Below are 17900 nucleotides of genomic sequence, written 5' to 3' on the forward strand. Positions count from 1 at the left end.
GGATGCTGTTAAATCTTCACGTAAAAAATTTTGCATTGATTGACGAGGTAGAGCTGGATTTTGGGAATGGGCTAAATGTTCTGACCGGTGAGACCGGCGCGGGAAAGTCCATTTTGATCGATGCTGTGAACGCTGCCTTAGGAGGGCGCGTGCGAGGGGATGTGATCCGCACCGGATCTGATTACGCCTATGTGGAATTGGTATTTTCTCTGGAAAATGAGGCGAGGCGTAAGGCTTTGGAGGACTTGGATGTCAGTACCGAGTATGACTGTATCCTGATTTCTAGAAAAATAACGGAAAATCGAAGTATACACAAGATTAACGACGAAACGGTTACCTCTGCGCGGGTACGCCAGGTAACGGAACTGCTGCTGGACATTCATGGACAGCATGAGCATCAGTCGCTTTTGAAAAAGCAAAAACATTTGGAAATATTGGATCAATTTGCTTCCCATGAGGCGGCAGACGTCAAGCTAGAGGTAGAGAAAGCCTACCAGCAATGGCAATTATGCAGGAAGCATTTAAGCGGCTTCCAGTTGGACCCGGAAGCCAGAAAGAGAGAGATGGATTTTCTTTCCTTTGAGATTGCGGAGATTGAGAATGCAGCCTTAAGGGAAGGGGAAGCAGAAGAGTTGGAAGAGAATTTTCGTCGCTTTCGGAATAGCCGCCGTTTGGCGGAGGCCGTGCGGGATACGGGACGAGAGCTTGGAATCGATGGGTTGGATGGGGCCGCAGAAAAGGTGTCGAGGGCTCTTCGCGAATTAAATCCCGCCGTATCGTTGGATCCAGGACTAAATGGGATCTATTCTCAGCTTAGCGATGTGGAGGATTTACTTAGCAGCGCTTGCCGGGAGCTTTCGGCCTATGCCGACGAGTTGGTATTCGATCCGGAAGAATTTCGCAGAATTGAAAATCGTCTGGACACGATTCATCGGTTAGAAGAAAAGTACGGCGGTTCCTATCCGGCAATTTTTCATAATTTTGAACAAAAAAAGCAAAAATTGGAGGAATTAAAGGATTTTGAAGCGCGCAGACTAACAGCGGAAGAAGAAGAAATGCGCGCGCGGGAACAGTTGGCGGAGAGATCAGAACAACTTCGGGAGATTCGAAAACGAGCTGCAGAACCATTGGCGGAGTCCATTCGAATGGCTTTAACGGATTTGAATTTCCTGAATGTGGACTTTCAGATTGAATTCTCTGAGTTAGAAGATTTTACGAAAAATGGGAGAGACAGTATAGAATTCCTGATTTCGACCAATCCAGGCGAGCCGGCCCGTCCTTTGGGCCAGGTGGCGTCCGGCGGTGAGCTCTCTCGGATTATGCTGGCCATTAAAGCGCTTCTTTCGGATAAGGACGAAATTCCAACGTTGATTTTTGATGAGATTGATACGGGAATCAGCGGCCGGACCGCGCAAAAGGTGTCGGAAAAGCTTCATGTGATCGCGCAGAATCGACAGGTGGTTTGTATCACCCATCTGCCGCAGATTGCAGCGATGGCTGATCGCCATTTTTGTATTGAAAAAGGACTTGCCGGAAAACAGACCCAGACCTTTGTACGTATTTTAAATGAAAAAGAATCGGTGGAAGAATTGGCCAGACTGCTGGGCGGAGCGGAAATTACGGATACGGTTCGGAAGAACGCTCTTGAGATGAAGGAATTGGCAGGCAAAACAAAAAACAACTAGTTTGAACTTGTAGAATTATCCCATACTAATAGCGGATGCAAAACGAGGAAAATCTCGGATTGCGTTCGCTATTTTCTTATTTTATAACGGAGGTGTATGATGGAAGCAAGAAAGAGCTACCGACGCCTGCTGCTTTGGGTTTTTGGTGTTTCCTTGATATTTTGTGCGTTTTTTTGTTATTATTATGTGCAAAACATCATTCCAGACCGCATCAATGTAGTGGTCCAGGAAGACGAGGAATTTAACTTTTCGCTGCCGATGGCCGCAACATTGACCAGCGACAGCCAAGAGGTTTCCCTGAGCAAAAAGAGCAACATTCCGTCGGATGCCATTGATTTAGTTCTGGATGAGCCCTTTCAAATTCGGGGTTCTTCCACAGGTAGGTATGAGCTATCCTGCAAATTATTTGGATTGATTCCGATGAAAAGCATAGAAGTATCGGTAGTCAACCCTCAGTATGTTTATCCCATGGGCGACGCGGTGGGAATCTATCTGGAGACGCAAGGTATTCTGATTGTTGGTACCGGAACGGTGACAGATGAACATGGCGTAGAACGAAATCCAGCTTATGATATTGTTCAATCAGGAGACTATATCATGGCGGTCAATGGAAACGCCATTACGGGGAAAGAGGAATTGGTGGATTTGGTGGCAGAAAACGGCGCGGCGCCGGTTTCTCTGACCATCCGCCGAGATCAAAAAGAAGAGGATGTGATGATTCAGCCGGTTCAGTCGGGAGAGAATGAATTTAAGCTGGGAATTTGGATCCGAGATGATACGCAGGGAATTGGAACCTTAACGTATCTGACTACGGATGGAAAATATGGAGCATTGGGCCATGGAATCAGCGATACAGACACAGGCTTTTTGATTGAAAGCGACAAAGGTTCTTTGTATCATGCAAATATCCACTCTATTCTAAAGGGAAGTGATAGTAAGCCGGGATCGGTATGTGGAAGCATCAATTATGATTCGTCCTATCGGATTGGCTCGATTTCTAAAAACTGCAGCGCGGGAATTTATGGAACCTATGATACTTCGGAAGGGATACCGGGCGGAGTACAGGCAGTTCCGATAGGGTATATGCAAGAGGTAGAAACGGGTGAAGCCTTTATTCGAAGCTCCATATCCGGGGAAAGCAAAGAATACCGCATTGAGATTTTACGGATGGATAAGAATAACAGCAGCAATAAGGGCTTGGTGCTCCGTGTGACAGACCCCGAATTGCTGGCTTTAACTGGTGGAATCGTTCAAGGGATGAGCGGAAGTCCTATTTTGCAGAATGGAAAAATGATTGGCGCGGTAACCCATGTCTTTCTCCAGGACCCGACGGAAGGTTACGGCATTTTTATCGAAAAAATGTTGGAAGTATCTCCTTAAATAGAAAATATACGAAAAATCATAAGAGTCCGCCTCGCTTCGCCGGATTTTAGGGAAATTGTGTCGTATCTTGCGATTGTCACTTCTTGCGTACCGGGCAGAAGAACTTTATAATAGAATCTACCCGAAACAAAGAGGAAAAAGGAAAAGGAGGGGATTTCTATGGGGAAATTAGAAATTGCCATCGCAGACGATAATGAGAGCGTGATCGAGAATCTGACAAAAGGTTTGGAAAAGGAACCAGATTTTCGGGTTGTCGGTCACGCGGGTGACGGAGAAGAACTACTGAAAATTATACGTGAAAAAACACCGGATGTGGTACTTTTGGATATTATTATGCCGAAAATGGACGGTTTGGCGGTTATGGAACGGGTAAAGGAAGATAAAACATTGCAAAAAATCCCATCGTTTATCGTCATTACCGCTGTGGGCCATGAAAAAGTGACAGAAGATGCTTTCCGGCTTGGCGCTGGGTACTATGTGATGAAGCCTTTCGATGCAGAATTGGTCATCAATCGGATCAAAACTATGACGGGAACTGCCAAATCTCGTCCAGCTGAACAGCGAAAGGTCGCTCCTTATGAGAGCAAAACAGAGTACATGGAACGAAATTTAGAATCGGATGTCACTGCCATGATTCACGATATTGGCGTTCCGGCACATATTAAAGGATATCAATATTTGCGGGATGCGATTATCCTTTCAGTGGAAGATATGGAGATGTTGAATTCTATTACCAAAATTTTGTATCCAACCATCGCCAAAAAACATCAAACAACATCCAGCCGAGTAGAACGAGCGATTCGTCATGCGATTGAAGTGGCTTGGAGCAGAGGAAATATGGATACGATCAATGAATTGTTCGGCTATACGATTAACACAGGGAAAGGAAAACCGACGAATTCGGAATTTGTAGCGCTGATTGCCGACCGTATCCGTCTGGAATATAGAAAACATTAAGAAAGGCGCTAAGGTGAGAAGAAAGTGATTTCTCGCAACCTTAGCGCTATTTTTATCCACGAAAGGATGTCCATCGTGTAAAATAGAGAAAGAAAGTTGGCGAGGATAATGGAAAATGAGCGAAAATACACATTGTATCTTAGTGGTGGAAGATGAAAAAGGAATCCGCAATTTTATTCTTCGGTCTTTGGAGAGCAGCGGATATCAGGTAATTTCAGCAGAAAATGGAAGAGAAGCAAAGGAATTATTTCTCTCAAAATGTCCAGATCTCGTGTTGCTGGATTTGGGATTGCCGGATATCGACGGCGTACAGTTGATCCCGCTCTTGCGAGATTGGAGCAATGTTCCGATTGTGATCGTATCGGCCAGAGATCAGGAATCCGAAAAGGTGCGGGCACTGGATTTGGGCGCGGACGATTATATTACAAAACCTTTTGGTATCTCAGAGTTGATGGCCAGAGTGCGGACGGCCTTAAGACACAGGGGCGTTTCTTTGACAGCCCAGCCGGAGATGGATGAGGTATTCCACATAAAGGATTTGGTGATTGATATGAGAAAACACCAGGTGTTGAAAGCTGGAAAAGAGATCCATTTTACCGGAACAGAGTTTAAAAGTTTAGCGCTTCTGGCAAAACATGTAGGGAAAGTGTTGACTTATGATTACATTCTGGGACAGATTTGGGGTCCCCACGCTAAAAATGATAATCAGATTCTTCGCGTAAATATGGCAAATATCCGAAGAAAGTTAGGGGAAAATCCGGCGGAACCCAAATATATTTTGACAGAACTTGGGATTGGATATCGAATGTTGGAGGATGAGGAATAATAATTCGGTCTTCCGTTGACATTAACAGAATCTTTACGGATTTCTTATGAGATCTTCACAGACCAGGGCATTCCCTTTACACCCTTTACACGGCCTTTTCGTATAAAATAAAATCAACAAGAGGAGCTGACAAAATAGGAAATCCTCTAGGTGAGAGAATATAAGAAAAGGAGCGGAAGTACATGGACGAAAACAAATGGAGTTTATATCTAAAAGGGAATGAGGAACTGTTGTGGAATGGTAAGGGAAAATCGGATCCGCTGGTAAATGCCACAAATAAAACAAAACTCATGATTCGCTGGATTGTATGTGCGGTTATCGGAATTGGTTTTACCGCGTTTTATCTTCCCTATGCGTTCAGCCACAGCTTTCCGACAAATAATACGATTATTTCCGTAGCCGTCGTTTTGGCGTTGGTTTTAGTGATTGCTTATGGTCCGATTCAGGAATGGAGAACCCTGAACGGAAAAGTTTCTTACCTTCTGACCAATCGCCGGGTTTTGGCAATCCAGGACGGAAATGTTCGTGAGATGGCTGTCGATGCCGAGACTCCTTGCCGGGCGGAACGTTTGGGTAACAATACGTATGTGGTCTATATTGGAGAGGCCGCCTGCAGCAGCAAATCCTCCCAGGCTCGTTCCAACGCGCTGATGGGGATCAAAGATGACGCCAATCAGATGACGGGAATGATCTTTTATGGCGTATCCAATGCGGAAGATATTTGCCGCTATCTGAAAGCCTATTCGGGTAAAAAGATTGCGTAACTCTCTCCCTTCAAAGCAAAAGTCAAGCTTGCTTTGAAATTATCATAAAAGCCGTTGCATGCGAGTGCAGCGGCTTTTTATAACGTGGAAGAGAATGAGTCTTTATAGATTGTCGTAAAGTTTTTCATATTTCCTAGCGGAAGCTTCCCAGGAAAAATCTTTTTTCATGGCCCGTTCCACCATTTGGTTCCAACGGCGTTTCTGATCATAAAAAATGTGTTCTGCATACCGCAAGGTGGCCATCATTTCATGGGCATTGTAATTGGCGAAAGAGAAGCCGGTGCCGGTATTGGCAAATTCATTGTAAGGCTCGATGGTATCCTTTAGTCCGCCGGTTTCCCGCACAATCGGCAGTGTGCCGTAGCGGAGCGCCATGAGCTGGCTCAGGCCGCAAGGCTCAAAGAGCGAGGGCATCAAAAAGGCGTCGCATCCGGCATAGATCCGATGGGAGAGTGCTTCCGAATAATAGATATTGGCGGAAAGCTTTCCGGGATATCGAGCAGCAAACCCTCGAAACATATCTTCATAATGCGTATCCCCAGTTCCCAAGACAGCAAATTGTACTACATCCTGTGAGAGAATTTCATCCAGAACCCGTTCAATCAGATCAAAGCCCTTCTGATCGGTCATTCGAGAGACAATCCCGATGAGAAATGTTTTTGGATTTTCCTCCAGCCCCAGCTCTTTTTGAAGAGCGGATTTGTTTTTGGTTTTTCGATTGCGGAATGTTTTTGCATCGAAGGTCTGATAAATCTGATTGTCATGAGCCGGATCATATTCTCGGTAGTCAATGCCGTTTAAAATTCCGCAAAAGCAATTGGAACGGGCCCAGAGGAGCTTATCCAACTTTTCTCCGAAAAACGGCGTTTTGACCTCTTCCACATAGGTTTCACTGACGGTAGTTACATAGTCCGCATAGACGATACCGCCTTTTAGAAAATTGGCATCCTGATAAGCCTCCAGTTTATCTGAGGTAAATAGACTGTCGGAAAGGCCGGTCATCCGCTTGATTTCCGGAATACTCCAAGTACCCTGGAAACGTAAGTTGTGAATGGTAATCACGGTTTTTATCGAGGTATAAAACAAATCGGAAGCAAATTCATTTTTAAGATACACTGGAATAAGACCGGTATGCCAATCATGGCAGTGAATGATATCCGGCTGAAAATCGATGGACGGAAGGATAGAAAGAACCGCTTTCGAGAAAAAGCTGAACTTTTCCAGATCATAAAAGTAATCCGAGTAAGGAACAGAGCCGGAGTAGTATTCTTCGTTGTCGATAAAATAGTAGGTAATCCCCTGGTATTCCAGTTTTAAAATGCCGACATAGCGGTTTCTTCCATTAAAGTACATATAGAAGTGATGAATATATGTCATCTGGCTGCGAAAATGTTCTGGAATACAAAGATATTTTGGCATTACAACACGAACATCATAGTCTTCTTTATTGAAATATTGAGGGAGGGAGCCGACTACGTCAGCCAGCCCGCCGGTCTTGGCAAAGGGAACACATTCCGATGCAGCAAATAATATTTTTTTCATAGACGACGCTCCTTGAAAACAAAACTAATTCTATTCTAGCATACTCTGATTTATTATGGTATACTCTATTTTTGGAAATAAAAAGCCTTAGGGAGGATTATAGTGATTGAACGGAAGATGCTGATGTCTTTGGGGTATTTGAAAAAGCAGAACCTGACAGGAAGCTATAAGGGAATGCGTTTTTTGCTGCAAAAACAGGGGGAAGATCCGGCATTGCTGAAAGTCTTCATATGGCCTCAGCCTTTGGGGTTTGACGCGGCCCCTGCGGAACAGAAAACAGAGAAAGAATTTTCATTTTCAGACGCTGGTATCGAAGAGGCGCTCCAGTGGTTAAACGAGCGATATGAGGCAGAAAAAGATCTTTGGGAAAATGCAAAGCTGTAAGAAGCAGATGTTGAAAGAAAAACAAGTGGTGTCAAGAAAAAACACTTGACAATAGTTGCTTTTTCTTGTATGATGGCAAAGGTGAGTCAATATGGAAAAATTTGTGGAGCAGGCGCTGCTATATGATTTTTACGGCGATCTTTTGACAGAGCATCAGAAGCAAATCTATGAAGACGTAGTGTTTCATGATCTATCCTTAAGCGAGGTTGCAGAGCAGCAGAATATCAGCCGGCAGGGTGTGCATGACCTGATTAAGAGATGCGAACGTTCGCTTCGGGAGTATGAGGAAAAGCTGGGCCTGGTCCGGAAATTTGATGAGACCCGGAGACTGGTGGGAGAAATCCATCGTCTGGCTCGGGAATTTGACGCTGGGGGAGACGCGTCCTGCGTAAAAAGGATTGAGCAGATTTCCGAGCAAATAGGAGAATTATGATTTATGGCATTTGAGAGCTTGTCCGATAAACTGCAAAATGTGTTTAAAAAGCTCCGAGGCAAAGGAAGGCTGACCGAAGCCGATGTGAAAGCGGCTCTGAAGGAAGTAAAGATGGCGCTGCTAGAGGCAGACGTTAATTTTAAGGTGGTCAAGCAGTTTGTTAAAGCAGTAGAAGAGCGGGCCGTTGGGGCGGATGTGATGAATAGTCTGACCCCTGGACAGATGGTCGTTAAAATTGTAAATGAAGAGATGGTTCGTCTGATGGGATCAGAGACCACGGAACTGGCCTTAAATCCCAGCAACGAAGTGACGATTTTTATGATGGCTGGCCTGCAAGGCGCTGGTAAGACGACCACTGCTGCAAAGATCGCTGGAAAGCTGAAGGCGAAGGGGCGGAAACCTTTGCTCGTGGCCTGCGATATTTACCGCCCAGCTGCGATTGAACAGTTAAAAGTAAACGGTCAGAAGCAGGATGTTCCGGTTTTTTCTATGGGAGATGGAACTTCGCCGGTCCATATCGCAAAGGCTGCGGTAGAGCATGCAAAGAAAAACGGGCAAAACGTGGTCATTCTCGATACGGCCGGACGGCTTCATATCGACGAGGCCATGATGGAAGAACTGGCGCAGATCAAAGAAACTTTGCCAGTGAAACAGACGGTTTTGGTGGTCGATGCCATGACGGGCCAGGATGCGGTAAACGTAGCCAGTACTTTTAATGAAAAGATTGGTATTGACGGTATCATTGTTACAAAGTTGGACGGCGACACCAGAGGCGGTGCAGCGCTGTCGATCCGGGCCGTGACAGGCAAGCCGATTCTCTACGTCGGTATGGGAGAAAAGCTTTCTGATCTGGAACAGTTTTATCCGGATCGCATGGCATCCAGGATTCTCGGTATGGGAGATATCCTTTCTTTGATCGAGAAAGCCGAAGCCCAGGTCGATGCGGATAAAGCGAAAGAAATGGAGCGGAAGTTCCGGAAAGCGGAATTTGATTTTAACGATTTTCTGGATCAATTTGCGCAGCTTCGAAAGATGGGAAGCCTCGGAGATTTGATGAGTATGATTCCCGGCATGGGAAATAAGCTAAAAGGCGTAGAGATGCCGGACGACAAGTCCATGAGGCGGGTAGAATCCATCATTCTTTCTATGACAAAGGAAGAGCGCAGCCGTCCGGAATTGATTAACCCATCCAGAAAGCGTCGGATTGCAGGTGGTGCCGGCGTAGACATCGCGGAAGTCAATCGATTGATGAAACAGTTTGAACAGTCGAAGAAAATGATGAAACAGATGTCGGGAATGATGGGAAAGAAAGGAAAAAGAGGAAGATTTTCCCTTCCTTTTTGATAAAACAAGCAAAAGGTTGAAGGAGGTGAAATACGAATGGCAGTAAAGATTCGTTTGAGAAGAATGGGACAGAAGAAGGCTCCTTTTTATAGAGTAGTCGTAGCGGATTCCCGTTCCCCGAGAGACGGACGTTTCATCGAGGAGATCGGTTATTATGATTCCACGAAGGACCCCAGCGTGATTAAAATTGACGAGGAAAAGGCGAAGAAGTGGTTGGAGAACGGTGCAAAGCCGACGGAAACCGTTGCTAAACTTCTGAAAATTGCCGGCGTAGAGAAATAATCCGCCAGGAGGTAGCCGAACATGAAAGAATTAGTGGAGGTAATCGCAAAAGCTTTGGTAAATCATCCGGAGGAGGTTGTGGTTACGGAAACAGAGAAAGAACGGGAAACTGTTCTGGAACTGAAAGTCGCGCCTTCCGATATGGGAAAAGTGATCGGCAAGCAGGGGCGCATTGCGAAAGCGATCCGTTCCGTTGTCAAGGTAGCGGCTTCTAAAGAAGACAAGAAAGTAACGCTGGATATCCAGTAGACAGGAAATGGAAGCGGGTAAGCAGCTCGGATGGAGCCGTTTGCCCGTTTTATTTTAAGGAGCCGAGTATGGAAGAATATTTACGGGTCGGTGTTTTTGCCAGCACCCACGGAATCCGCGGAGAGATTAAGGTGTATCCGACCACCGACGATGTGGGGCGGTTTCGGCAGTTGAAAAAGCTTATCATGGAGACCCGAAAGAAGGAACGGATTCCTTTGGAAGTGGAAGGCGTGAAATTCTTTAAGGGAATGGCAATCTTAAAGTTTAAAGGAATCAACGATATCAATGAGATTGAAAAATATAAAGGGAGCGATCTTCTCGTTTCCCGTGAGGATGCCATTCCTTTGGAAGACGGGGAGTTCTATGTGGCGGATCTGATTGGCTTATCGGTAGTCGATGAGAAGGGAGTGGAGCTTGGAAAACTGAAAGAAGTGCTCCAAACTGGCGCCAACGATGTATATGTAGTAAACGGCGGAGAACGAGAACTGTTGCTGCCGGCGATTGAGGAATGTATTCTGGATATTTGTCCGGAGAATGGATTTATAAAAGTACATTTGATGGAAGGGTTGACGGAACTATGAGATTCCATGTATTGACGCTATTTCCGGAGATGATTGAGCAAGGCTGCCGGACCAGTATTCTAGGCCGGGCGGCAGATGCTGGTCTGATTACGGTTTCCGCTACGAATATCCGCGATTTCTCAGAAAATAAACATGGTCATGTGGATGATTATCCTTATGGCGGCGGAGCTGGGATGGTGATGCAGCCGGGACCCATCGACCGGGCTTACCAATCCATAAAACAGAACATACCCGGAAAGGCGCGGGTAATCTATGTGACGCCGCAAGGAACGGTTTTTCATCAGCGCATGGCAGAAGAACTGGCAAAAGAGGAAGACTTGATTTTTTTGTGCGGTCATTATGAAGGCGTGGATGAACGGATTTTAGAAAAATTAGTCACGGATTACGTGTCCATTGGCGACTATGTGTTAACCGGCGGGGAATTGCCGGCCATGGTGATGATCGATGCAATCGCGAGGCTGGTTCCCGGTGTCCTGAGCAATCAGGTTTCTGCAGAGTTTGAATCGTTCCACGACAATCTTTTGGAATATCCCCAATATACGAGACCGGAAGAGTATGAAGGGCGGAGAGTACCGGAAGTGCTTTTATCCGGACATCATGCCAATATCGAACAATGGCGGCGGGAGCAATCTCTGACGCGTACGCTGCATTGGAGACCGGATCTTTTAGAGAAAGCAGAGCTGACAAAAAAAGACCGGGAATATTTAGCAAAGCAAACGGATCGAAAATAGTCCTAAAAAACGTCCCAGCCCGTCTGTCTGAACGGATTGGGACGTTTTCTATGTAAGAGGATTATTCAATGATCTCAAGTTCTTTGGAGAAGCTATTCAAGATTTCACATCCATTTTCCGTCACCAAAACCAAATCCTCGATCCGGACGCCAACTTCTCCTTCCACATAGATGCCGGGCTCGATGGAAAAGATATTCCCTGGTGTTGCAAGCAGGTCGCTTTGGGTGGAAACATCGCCGGGCTCATGGACTTCAAGACCGATAAAATGTCCTAGACGGTGGGTGAAATTCGGACCGTAACCGGCTTCCGTAATCAAGTCGCGGGCAATCTGGTCGATACTTTTCAGGGGAACACCAGGCTTAATCGCTGCTTCTGCCGTTTCGTTGGCAGCGCGAACCGTCTGATAAATTCTGCGGTGTTCTTCATTACGAATCTCACGGAAGAAAAATGTTCTGGTCATATCCGCGCAGTAAAAGTCTTTTTTGCATCCAACGTCAAAGAGCACGCAATCTCCGGTTCGAAGCGGAGTATCATCCGGTTCATGATGCCCCATCGCCGCATTGGCGCCAAAACCAACCAAAGGAGCAAAAGAGAAATCATCCGCGCCGAAAGAACGGTAAATCTCTAACATCTGACCTGCAACCTGTTTTTCTGTAATCCCTTCTTTTAATAGCTTCTTAAATTCGGCCATGGCCCTGTCATTGATACGGGAAACCGCTTTCATCCATTCGATTTCCTGTTCATCCTTGCATGCCCGCGCTTCATCTATGCAATAAGAAACGTTTTCAAAAGCGGAAGCGCCGCACATGCTCATCAATGGCAATAAGAAACGAGCGGGCATATTCTTATCTACGCCAAGAGGAGTTCCCGATTGGATACATTGGCTAAGTAAGGCGATCGAGTCATCCGTATCAAAAAATCGTACTTTCTCTACGCCGAGATCTTCCGGTACGGTAAAAAGCTGATTGATGAATATTTTGTGATTTCCTTTCTGATTCAAGTAAAGAGCGTATAAACGTTCTCCCGGTTCAATCCATCGGCCGGTAAGATAAAAAATAGAGGCAGGATCGCAAAAGACCGCTTGCTGTAGGTGACGTTTTTCCATGGATTCTAATACTTTTTTCAGTCGGCTGCTGTTCATGGTATTCCTCCATATTGTTTTGAATTCACAAATCCAACACATTCTTTTTGGATCGGTTTCACAAATCTGTCACAATTTCCCTGAATTTTATTGTACTCAATTTCTGAAAAAAGTCAAGTACTTTATGTGAATTGCAAAAAAAAAAAAAAGTTGTAAAGTTTTCAAAAAACTTATTGATTTTTCATGGGAGGTGCTATATAATACAACCACACAGACTAAAGACTGAACCGCGTTCGGTTAGTTTGGAAAGATGTCTGTGAAAAAACACAGTAGGAGGGAACTATATGAAAAAAACTCTGAGTAAATTCCTTGCGGCTGCTCTGGTAGCATCTATGTTAGCCGGCTGTGGAGGAAATGCGGCGTCCACGACGGCGGCACCCGACACCAAGGCTCCTGAGGCTACGACAGCTGCGGTAAAGCCGGATGAGACCGAGGCGCCTACCGAAGCTCCCGCGAGTACCGGAAAGGTAGCGATCGTGACCAACACGGTTTCTCAGAATGAAGAAGAGTATCGTTCTGCAGAAAAAATGGCGGAAAAATATGGCGATCGGATTGTACATGTTACCTGGCCGGATAACTTTATGAACGAGCAGGAGCAGATGATTACCACCGTCAGCAAACTGGCAGCGGATCCGGATGTAAAAGCGCTTGTGATCAATCAGGCCGTTCCGGGAACGAACGCAGCGGTTGATAAGCTGAAAGAAACTCGTGACGATATCTTAGTTATTTATGGAACTCCTCAGGAGAATCCGGAAGACGTTGCTACGAGAGCCGACCTGCTGCTGCAGCCGGATGAGCTGAGAATGGGACCTGCCATGATCGAGCAGGCGGCCAAATTAGGCGCGAAGACCTTCGTTCATTATTCCTTCCCGAGACATATGGCTCAGGTGCTTCTTTCTTCTCGTCGTGACCTGATGAAGGAAAAATGCAAGGAAATGAATATCGAGTTCGTCGATGCGACGGCTCCCGACCCGACCGGTGATTCCGGAACGACTGGCGCTCAGCAGTTCATTTTGGAAGATGTTCCGAAGATGGTAGCTCAGTATGGCGCGGATACGGCGTTCTTCTCCACCAACTGTGCAATGCAGGTTCCGCTGATCAAGGCTTGCGTAGATGCGAAAGCGATTTATCCTCAGCCTTGCTGCCCGTCCCCTTATCATGGATATCCCGCTGCTCTTGGTTTAGTATCGGAAGATGCTTCCGCTGCTGAGATCGATGTAAAGGATATCGTAGACCAGACGACAAAGGTTCTGGAAGAGAAGGGCGTTCTGGGAAGATTCTCCACATGGCCGGTTCCGGTTTCCATGATGATCACCGTTGCTGGAACGGAATATGCGTTCCAGTGGATGGATGGAAAGACTGGCGACAGCCTGAATCTGGATGTTTTGAAGGCGGAGATGGAAGAGTACGCAGGAATGTCTGTAACTCTGAATCCTTATACCGATGATGCAGGAAAAGTTTACGATAATTATCAGTTTATTATGATGGATTACATGATCTATGGTGAATAATCAAAACTGATAACTTGAATTGACAACCCCGTCTCCGGGGGCATGAGATCCCCTTTTTCTCATGCCCCCACTTTATAAATTGAGAGGAGAGAGAGTTTGAGCGAAAATCTTCTGGAATTTAAACACGTGTCAAAATCTTACTCGGGCAATCAAGTACTAAAAGATATCAATTTGGCGATAAAGCCGGGTGAGATCCATGCTCTCATTGGAGAGAATGGCGCGGGAAAATCTACATTGATGAATATTCTTTTTGGTATGCCGTGTATTCACGAAACGGGAGGTTTTGAGGGCAGCGTTGAGATCAATGGAGAGGAAGTAAACATCAAATCTCCCCATGAAGCGATGCTGCAGGGGATCGGTATGGTTCATCAGGAATTCATGTTGATTCCCGGATTTTCCATCACGGAAAACGTAAAACTGAATCGGGAAATTACAAAGCCAAACCTTGTTAGTCGGATTTTTGGGAAGGATCTGCAGAGTTTGGATTACAAAAAAATGAATGCCGACACTACTACGGCACTGGCGACTTTGGATATGGATATCGATGCTTTTATCGAAGTCGCGGGCCTTCCTGTAGGTCACAAACAATTTATTGAAATTGCAAGAGAGATCGACAAAGAAGGAATTCGAATTTTAGTATTTGATGAACCGACCGCTGTTTTGGCGGATGAAGAAGCGCAAAATCTTTTAAAAGCGATTCGCCGTCTGGCCGACAGTGGAATTGGCATTATCTTTATCAGCCACCGGTTAAATGAAATTGTACAGGTTGCGGATAATGTAACGGTTCTGCGAGATGGAGCGCATGTAGTCACCAAACCGATAGCAGAGACAAACGCAGTCGAGATCGCCCGTTATATGATCGGACGGGATGTTACCATCGAGCGTGTGCACGATGCGGAAAGAAGCATTTCGGATGAGGTGATTTTGGACATACAAGATCTTTTCGTCAATATGCCGGGAGAACAGGTAAAGGGCATTGATTTATCGGTACATAAAGGAGAGATCCTGGGAATCGGAGGTCTGGCCGGACAGGGAAAGTTGGGAATCGCCAACGGACTGATGGGAATTTATCCGGCGAAAGGTACCGTGACCTTTAACGGCAAGCCTCTTACCTTATGCGACCCCAAAAAATCAATTGTAGCGGGGCTTGGCTTTGTCAGTGAAGACCGGAAGGGCGTAGGCCTGCTCTTGGATGAGTCCATTGAGCTAAACGTTGTCTTTACGGCAATGCAGCTCCACGATGAATTTTTAACAGGTTTTGGTCCGTTTCGTTTTAAGGCTTCCAAACAAATCCGGGAGCATGCGAACAAAATGATTAAAGATCTGGATATTCGCTGTACCTCGTCTCTGCAGACGGCAGGAAGCTTGAGCGGCGGAAATCAGCAGAAGGTTTGTATCGCGAGAGCGCTGACGCAAAAGCCGACGCTGCTGCTGATATCGGAACCGACGCGAGGAATCGATATCGGTGCGAAAAAATTGGTTTTGGATTTGTTGAAACAACTGAATGAGGAATTGGGAATGACAATCGTCATGACCTCTTCAGAATTGGCGGAATTACGCAGTATTTGTGATCAAATTGCCATTGTCTGCGATGGTAAGATTGCAGGTATGCTCAAACCGGAGGCTCCGGATGAGGAATTCGGTTTGCTGATGTCCGGCAGTGATATCCCGACGGAAGAGGAGGTACAGAAATGAAAAAAGCGATACAAAATATCGGTCTTCCGACTTTTATCATCTGCGCTTTTTGGATTTTAATTCTGGTGGTTGGCTTCTTTTGTGATTTGTCCGTTCCCACTTTGTTAAGCGATACGTTGAAACGGGCTGGTATGAATGGCATTTTGGTTTTGGCGATGCTTCCGTCGATCCAGTCTGGAACGGGACCGAACTTTGCCCTCCCGGTAGGTATTGTCTGTGGACTGTTCGCACTTGTCTGCAGCATTGAATTTGGGTTTACCGGATGGGCCTGGTTCTTTGTTTCCATTCTTCTTGCTACTGCTTTAGCTATCGTTGTGGGTTATCTGTATGGAAAGTTGATCAATGCGGTAAAAGGGTCGGAGATGACGATCGCTACTTATACCGGATTTTCCATCGTTGCCTTTATGTGTCTGCTGTGGCTGATGATTCCATTTACCAGTCCGAACATGGGATGGTTTATCGGTCAGGGATTGCGGGAAACCATTCAGTTGGATGTTATTGACGCTGCTCAAATCTTGAATAACCTTTGGGCTATTCAGATTGGACCGGACTTTACGATTCCCACTGGAATGATTTTATTCTTCCTGCTGTTCTGTTTCATTATTTGGCTCTTCTTCCGTTCCAAACGGGGAATCGCGATATCGGCAGTGGGATCCAGCAATGAATTTGCGCAGGCTTCCGGTATCAGCATCAATAAAAACCGTGTGTTTGCCAATATTCTTACGACTGTTCTAGGTGCGATCGGAATCGTCGTGTATTCTCAAAGCTATGGCTATGCGCAGTTGTATTCCGGCCCGTTGATGATGGCGTTCCCTGCAGTGGCGGCAGTTCTGATCGGCGGAGCGACGGCCATGCGCGGAAAAGTCATGCATGTTATTATTGGCGTCGTCCTTTTTCAAGGTCTTTTGACTGCTGCGCTTCCGGTGGCGAATAAGGTATTTGCCGGAACCGACTTGTCAGAGGTTTTACGTATGGTGATCCAAAACGGGATTATCCTCTATGCGTTGACGCAGGTGAAGAAGGGAGGCTCCAAAGGATGAAAAAGGATTCTATGCTGCGCACTGTGGGTAAATGGGCAGGCGACAATGTCGTAATGCTGATCTTTCTGGCGTTTACCCTGGTAGGCCTTCTGGTATCTGATGTGACGCTTGGTTGGTTTTTCAGTGAATTGACCGGCAGAATGTATCGGAACTGTTTTCTTGTTCTTTCCCTGATCATTCCTGTTATTGCTGGTTTGGGATTGAACTTTGGTATTGTAGTCGGCGCGATGGCCGGACAGCTCGCGATCATCTTTGTCCGTTTCTTCGGATGGGGCGGAATCGGTGGCTTGCTATTGGCAGTACTTGTTTCTACGCCGCTTGCGATCCTGTTTGGCTGGATGACCGGAAAACTCTATAACAAAACCCGCGGACAGGAAATGATTGCCAGCTTGATTGTGGGATACTTTGCCAATGGTTTGTATCAGTTCCTTCTGCTGTTCGTGATCGGCGTTGTGATTAAAGTACCCAGTGATCATCCGCTGATTAAGCCGGATGGCGTTGGAATCCGTTCGACTGTAGATTTGGGAATGGCGGATGCCGGCGGTTTGAAGTATGCTTTGGACGATCTGGGAAGAATTCCCTTTGTTACGGCGATCATCATTATGGCCAGTGTGATTCTGCTTCTTTTGGTGTTGCGTCAGGTTCGCCAGCAGAAGATGGGAAGAGCACAGCAAAAGTCTCCGATTGTGATTTTCAATATGGCTTGCTGCATTTTGGTCATTGGAATTGGAATTCACGCTATGGTAACCAACTCCAGTTTGATGATGGTCAGCAAGGTTCCCGTTGGCATTTTGGTACTTATCGTCCTTCTGTGCGTCTTCATCGAAGGGTTGATGAAAACGAAGCTGGGACAGGATTTCAAGAGCGTGGGTCAGAGCCAGCATATCGCGGAAGTATCCGGCGTGGATGTAGACCGGAAACGTATCATTGCCGTTATTATTTCTACGGTGATGGCTGCCTGGGGACAGATTATTTTCCTGCAGAACGTAGGTACGCTAAACGTTTACAATGCTCATTCGCAGGTGGGAATGTTTGCCGTTGCTTCGATTTTGGTAGGCGGTGCTTCCACATCGAAAGCAACCGTAAAGCAAGCGCTTTTGGGAACCATACTTTTCAACGCCATGTTCATTATGTCTCCGGAAATTGGAAGCGCGGTGTTCGGCCAGGCGCTGCTCGGAGAGTATTTCCGTACCTTTATGGTATATGGCGTTATTGGTTTGGCTCTTGGACTTTACGTTTGGAAATCCAATAAGAAAAATAAACTTACGATTTAAAAAGATGTTTGTTGTGCAAGCTGCGCGACAGCGGCGCGGAATTTCGCGAAGCGAAATTCTCCTTCATTCCAGTGGTAG

At 46.1% G+C, this 17900-nt stretch carries 18 protein-coding genes; 16 read left to right on the forward strand and 2 right to left on the reverse strand.

Annotated elements, in window-relative coordinates:
* Nucleotides 1-2 precede the first annotated feature (2 nt).
* The 5 genes from recN (at nt 3) to ACCC71_RS06860 (ending at nt 5615) form a co-directional block, all read left to right on the forward strand.
* The gene (gene recN, locus ACCC71_RS06840) at nt 3-1685 is read left to right on the forward strand and encodes a DNA repair protein RecN (RefSeq protein ID WP_434311675.1); all 1683 of its coding nucleotides are present in this window, start codon (nt 3-5) and stop codon (nt 1683-1685) included.
* A gap of 96 nt (nt 1686-1781) precedes the next feature.
* Nucleotides 1782-3065 carry a SpoIVB peptidase gene (gene spoIVB, locus ACCC71_RS06845; RefSeq protein ID WP_434311676.1) on the forward strand — a complete coding sequence of 428 codons (1284 nt, stop codon included), beginning with the start codon at nt 1782-1784 and terminating at the stop codon, nt 3063-3065.
* A 162-nt stretch (nt 3066-3227) separates the two neighbouring features.
* Nucleotides 3228-4025 (forward strand): sporulation transcription factor Spo0A, encoded by a 798-nt coding sequence (spo0A, locus tag ACCC71_RS06850; RefSeq protein ID WP_434311677.1) that lies wholly within the window; start codon nt 3228-3230, stop codon nt 4023-4025.
* A gap of 115 nt (nt 4026-4140) precedes the next feature.
* Nucleotides 4141-4851, forward strand: coding sequence for a response regulator (locus ACCC71_RS06855; RefSeq protein ID WP_434311678.1), 711 nt, complete (start codon nt 4141-4143; stop codon nt 4849-4851).
* A 182-nt stretch (nt 4852-5033) separates the two neighbouring features.
* A complete protein-coding gene (locus tag ACCC71_RS06860; RefSeq protein WP_434311679.1) occupies nt 5034-5615 on the forward strand; it encodes a hypothetical protein in 582 nt (193 codons plus the stop codon).
* A gap of 102 nt (nt 5616-5717) precedes the next feature.
* Here the strand turns inward: ACCC71_RS06860 and glgA are convergent, their stop codons facing one another.
* A complete protein-coding gene (glgA, locus tag ACCC71_RS06865) occupies nt 5718-7157 on the reverse strand; it encodes a glycogen synthase GlgA (RefSeq protein ID WP_434311680.1) in 1440 nt (479 codons plus the stop codon).
* A gap of 102 nt (nt 7158-7259) precedes the next feature.
* Between glgA and ACCC71_RS06870 the strand changes: the two genes are divergently transcribed.
* The 7 genes from ACCC71_RS06870 (at nt 7260) to trmD (ending at nt 11161) form a co-directional block, all read left to right on the forward strand.
* Nucleotides 7260-7541: a hypothetical protein gene (locus ACCC71_RS06870; RefSeq protein WP_434311681.1), complete on the forward strand. Its 282-nt coding sequence runs from the start codon at nt 7260-7262 to the stop codon at nt 7539-7541.
* A 91-nt stretch (nt 7542-7632) separates the two neighbouring features.
* On the forward strand, nt 7633-7974 hold the full coding sequence (gene ylxM / locus ACCC71_RS06875) for a YlxM family DNA-binding protein (RefSeq protein ID WP_434311682.1): 342 nt from the start codon (nt 7633-7635) through the stop codon (nt 7972-7974).
* A gap of 3 nt (nt 7975-7977) precedes the next feature.
* On the forward strand, nt 7978-9318 hold the full coding sequence (gene ffh, locus ACCC71_RS06880; protein ID WP_434311683.1) for a signal recognition particle protein: 1341 nt from the start codon (nt 7978-7980) through the stop codon (nt 9316-9318).
* Between the two features lie 36 nt (nt 9319-9354).
* The gene (rpsP, locus tag ACCC71_RS06885) at nt 9355-9600 is read left to right on the forward strand and encodes a 30S ribosomal protein S16 (RefSeq protein WP_434311684.1); all 246 of its coding nucleotides are present in this window, start codon (nt 9355-9357) and stop codon (nt 9598-9600) included.
* A gap of 21 nt (nt 9601-9621) precedes the next feature.
* The gene (locus ACCC71_RS06890) at nt 9622-9849 is read left to right on the forward strand and encodes a KH domain-containing protein (RefSeq protein WP_244801067.1); all 228 of its coding nucleotides are present in this window, start codon (nt 9622-9624) and stop codon (nt 9847-9849) included.
* Between the two features lie 68 nt (nt 9850-9917).
* Nucleotides 9918-10430: a ribosome maturation factor RimM gene (gene rimM, locus ACCC71_RS06895; protein ID WP_434311685.1), complete on the forward strand. Its 513-nt coding sequence runs from the start codon at nt 9918-9920 to the stop codon at nt 10428-10430.
* Nucleotides 10427-11161, forward strand: coding sequence for a tRNA (guanosine(37)-N1)-methyltransferase TrmD (trmD, locus tag ACCC71_RS06900; RefSeq protein ID WP_434311686.1), 735 nt, complete (start codon nt 10427-10429; stop codon nt 11159-11161). The genes rimM and trmD overlap by 4 nt, the downstream gene beginning before the upstream one ends.
* Nucleotides 11162-11222: 61 nt before the next feature.
* Here the strand turns inward: trmD and ACCC71_RS06905 are convergent, their stop codons facing one another.
* Nucleotides 11223-12302, reverse strand: a complete 1080-nt coding sequence (locus tag ACCC71_RS06905) for a M24 family metallopeptidase (protein WP_434311687.1) — start codon at nt 12300-12302, stop codon at nt 11223-11225.
* Nucleotides 12303-12586: 284 nt separating this feature from the next.
* On the opposite strand from ACCC71_RS06905, the gene ACCC71_RS06910 reads away from it, so the two are divergent.
* The 4 genes from ACCC71_RS06910 to ACCC71_RS06925 all read left to right on the forward strand — a co-directional run bounded on the left by ACCC71_RS06910 (nt 12587) and on the right by ACCC71_RS06925 (nt 17822).
* Nucleotides 12587-13813: a DUF3798 domain-containing protein gene (locus ACCC71_RS06910; protein WP_434311688.1), complete on the forward strand. Its 1227-nt coding sequence runs from the start codon at nt 12587-12589 to the stop codon at nt 13811-13813.
* Nucleotides 13814-13909: 96 nt separating this feature from the next.
* Entirely contained in the window at nt 13910-15508 is a 1599-nt protein-coding gene (locus ACCC71_RS06915) for a sugar ABC transporter ATP-binding protein (RefSeq protein ID WP_434311689.1), read from the forward strand.
* A complete protein-coding gene (locus ACCC71_RS06920) occupies nt 15505-16548 on the forward strand; it encodes an ABC transporter permease subunit (RefSeq protein ID WP_434311690.1) in 1044 nt (347 codons plus the stop codon). The genes ACCC71_RS06915 and ACCC71_RS06920 overlap by 4 nt, the downstream gene beginning before the upstream one ends.
* A complete protein-coding gene (locus ACCC71_RS06925; RefSeq protein ID WP_434311691.1) occupies nt 16545-17822 on the forward strand; it encodes an ABC transporter permease subunit in 1278 nt (425 codons plus the stop codon). The genes ACCC71_RS06920 and ACCC71_RS06925 overlap by 4 nt, the downstream gene beginning before the upstream one ends.
* The last annotated feature ends 78 nt before the right edge of the window (nt 17823-17900 follow it).

This window comes from Hominifimenecus sp. rT4P-3 (assembly GCF_051055405.1).
GTDB lineage: Bacteria > Bacillota > Clostridia > Lachnospirales > Lachnospiraceae > Pseudolachnospira.

Bases quoted from the DNA above. Each gene is read 5' to 3' on its own strand.
- recN (WP_434311675.1), top strand. From the start codon at position 3: ATGCTGTTAAATCTTCACGTAAAAAATTTTGCATTGATTGACGAGGTA.
- spoIVB (WP_434311676.1), top strand. From the start codon at position 1,782: ATGATGGAAGCAAGAAAGAGCTACCGACGCCTGCTGCTTTGGGTTTTT.
- spo0A (WP_434311677.1), top strand. From the start codon at position 3,228: ATGGGGAAATTAGAAATTGCCATCGCAGACGATAATGAGAGCGTGATC.
- ACCC71_RS06855 (WP_434311678.1), top strand. From the start codon at position 4,141: ATGAGCGAAAATACACATTGTATCTTAGTGGTGGAAGATGAAAAAGGA.
- ACCC71_RS06860 (WP_434311679.1), top strand. From the start codon at position 5,034: ATGGACGAAAACAAATGGAGTTTATATCTAAAAGGGAATGAGGAACTG.
- glgA (WP_434311680.1), bottom strand. From the start codon at position 7,157: ATGAAAAAAATATTATTTGCTGCATCGGAATGTGTTCCCTTTGCCAAG.
- ylxM (WP_434311682.1), top strand. From the start codon at position 7,633: ATGGAAAAATTTGTGGAGCAGGCGCTGCTATATGATTTTTACGGCGAT.
- ffh (WP_434311683.1), top strand. From the start codon at position 7,978: ATGGCATTTGAGAGCTTGTCCGATAAACTGCAAAATGTGTTTAAAAAG.
- rpsP (WP_434311684.1), top strand. From the start codon at position 9,355: ATGGCAGTAAAGATTCGTTTGAGAAGAATGGGACAGAAGAAGGCTCCT.
- ACCC71_RS06890 (WP_244801067.1), top strand. From the start codon at position 9,622: ATGAAAGAATTAGTGGAGGTAATCGCAAAAGCTTTGGTAAATCATCCG.
- rimM (WP_434311685.1), top strand. From the start codon at position 9,918: ATGGAAGAATATTTACGGGTCGGTGTTTTTGCCAGCACCCACGGAATC.
- trmD (WP_434311686.1), top strand. From the start codon at position 10,427: ATGAGATTCCATGTATTGACGCTATTTCCGGAGATGATTGAGCAAGGC.
- ACCC71_RS06905 (WP_434311687.1), bottom strand. From the start codon at position 12,302: ATGAACAGCAGCCGACTGAAAAAAGTATTAGAATCCATGGAAAAACGT.
- ACCC71_RS06910 (WP_434311688.1), top strand. From the start codon at position 12,587: ATGAAAAAAACTCTGAGTAAATTCCTTGCGGCTGCTCTGGTAGCATCT.
- ACCC71_RS06920 (WP_434311690.1), top strand. From the start codon at position 15,505: ATGAAAAAAGCGATACAAAATATCGGTCTTCCGACTTTTATCATCTGC.
- ACCC71_RS06925 (WP_434311691.1), top strand. From the start codon at position 16,545: ATGAAAAAGGATTCTATGCTGCGCACTGTGGGTAAATGGGCAGGCGAC.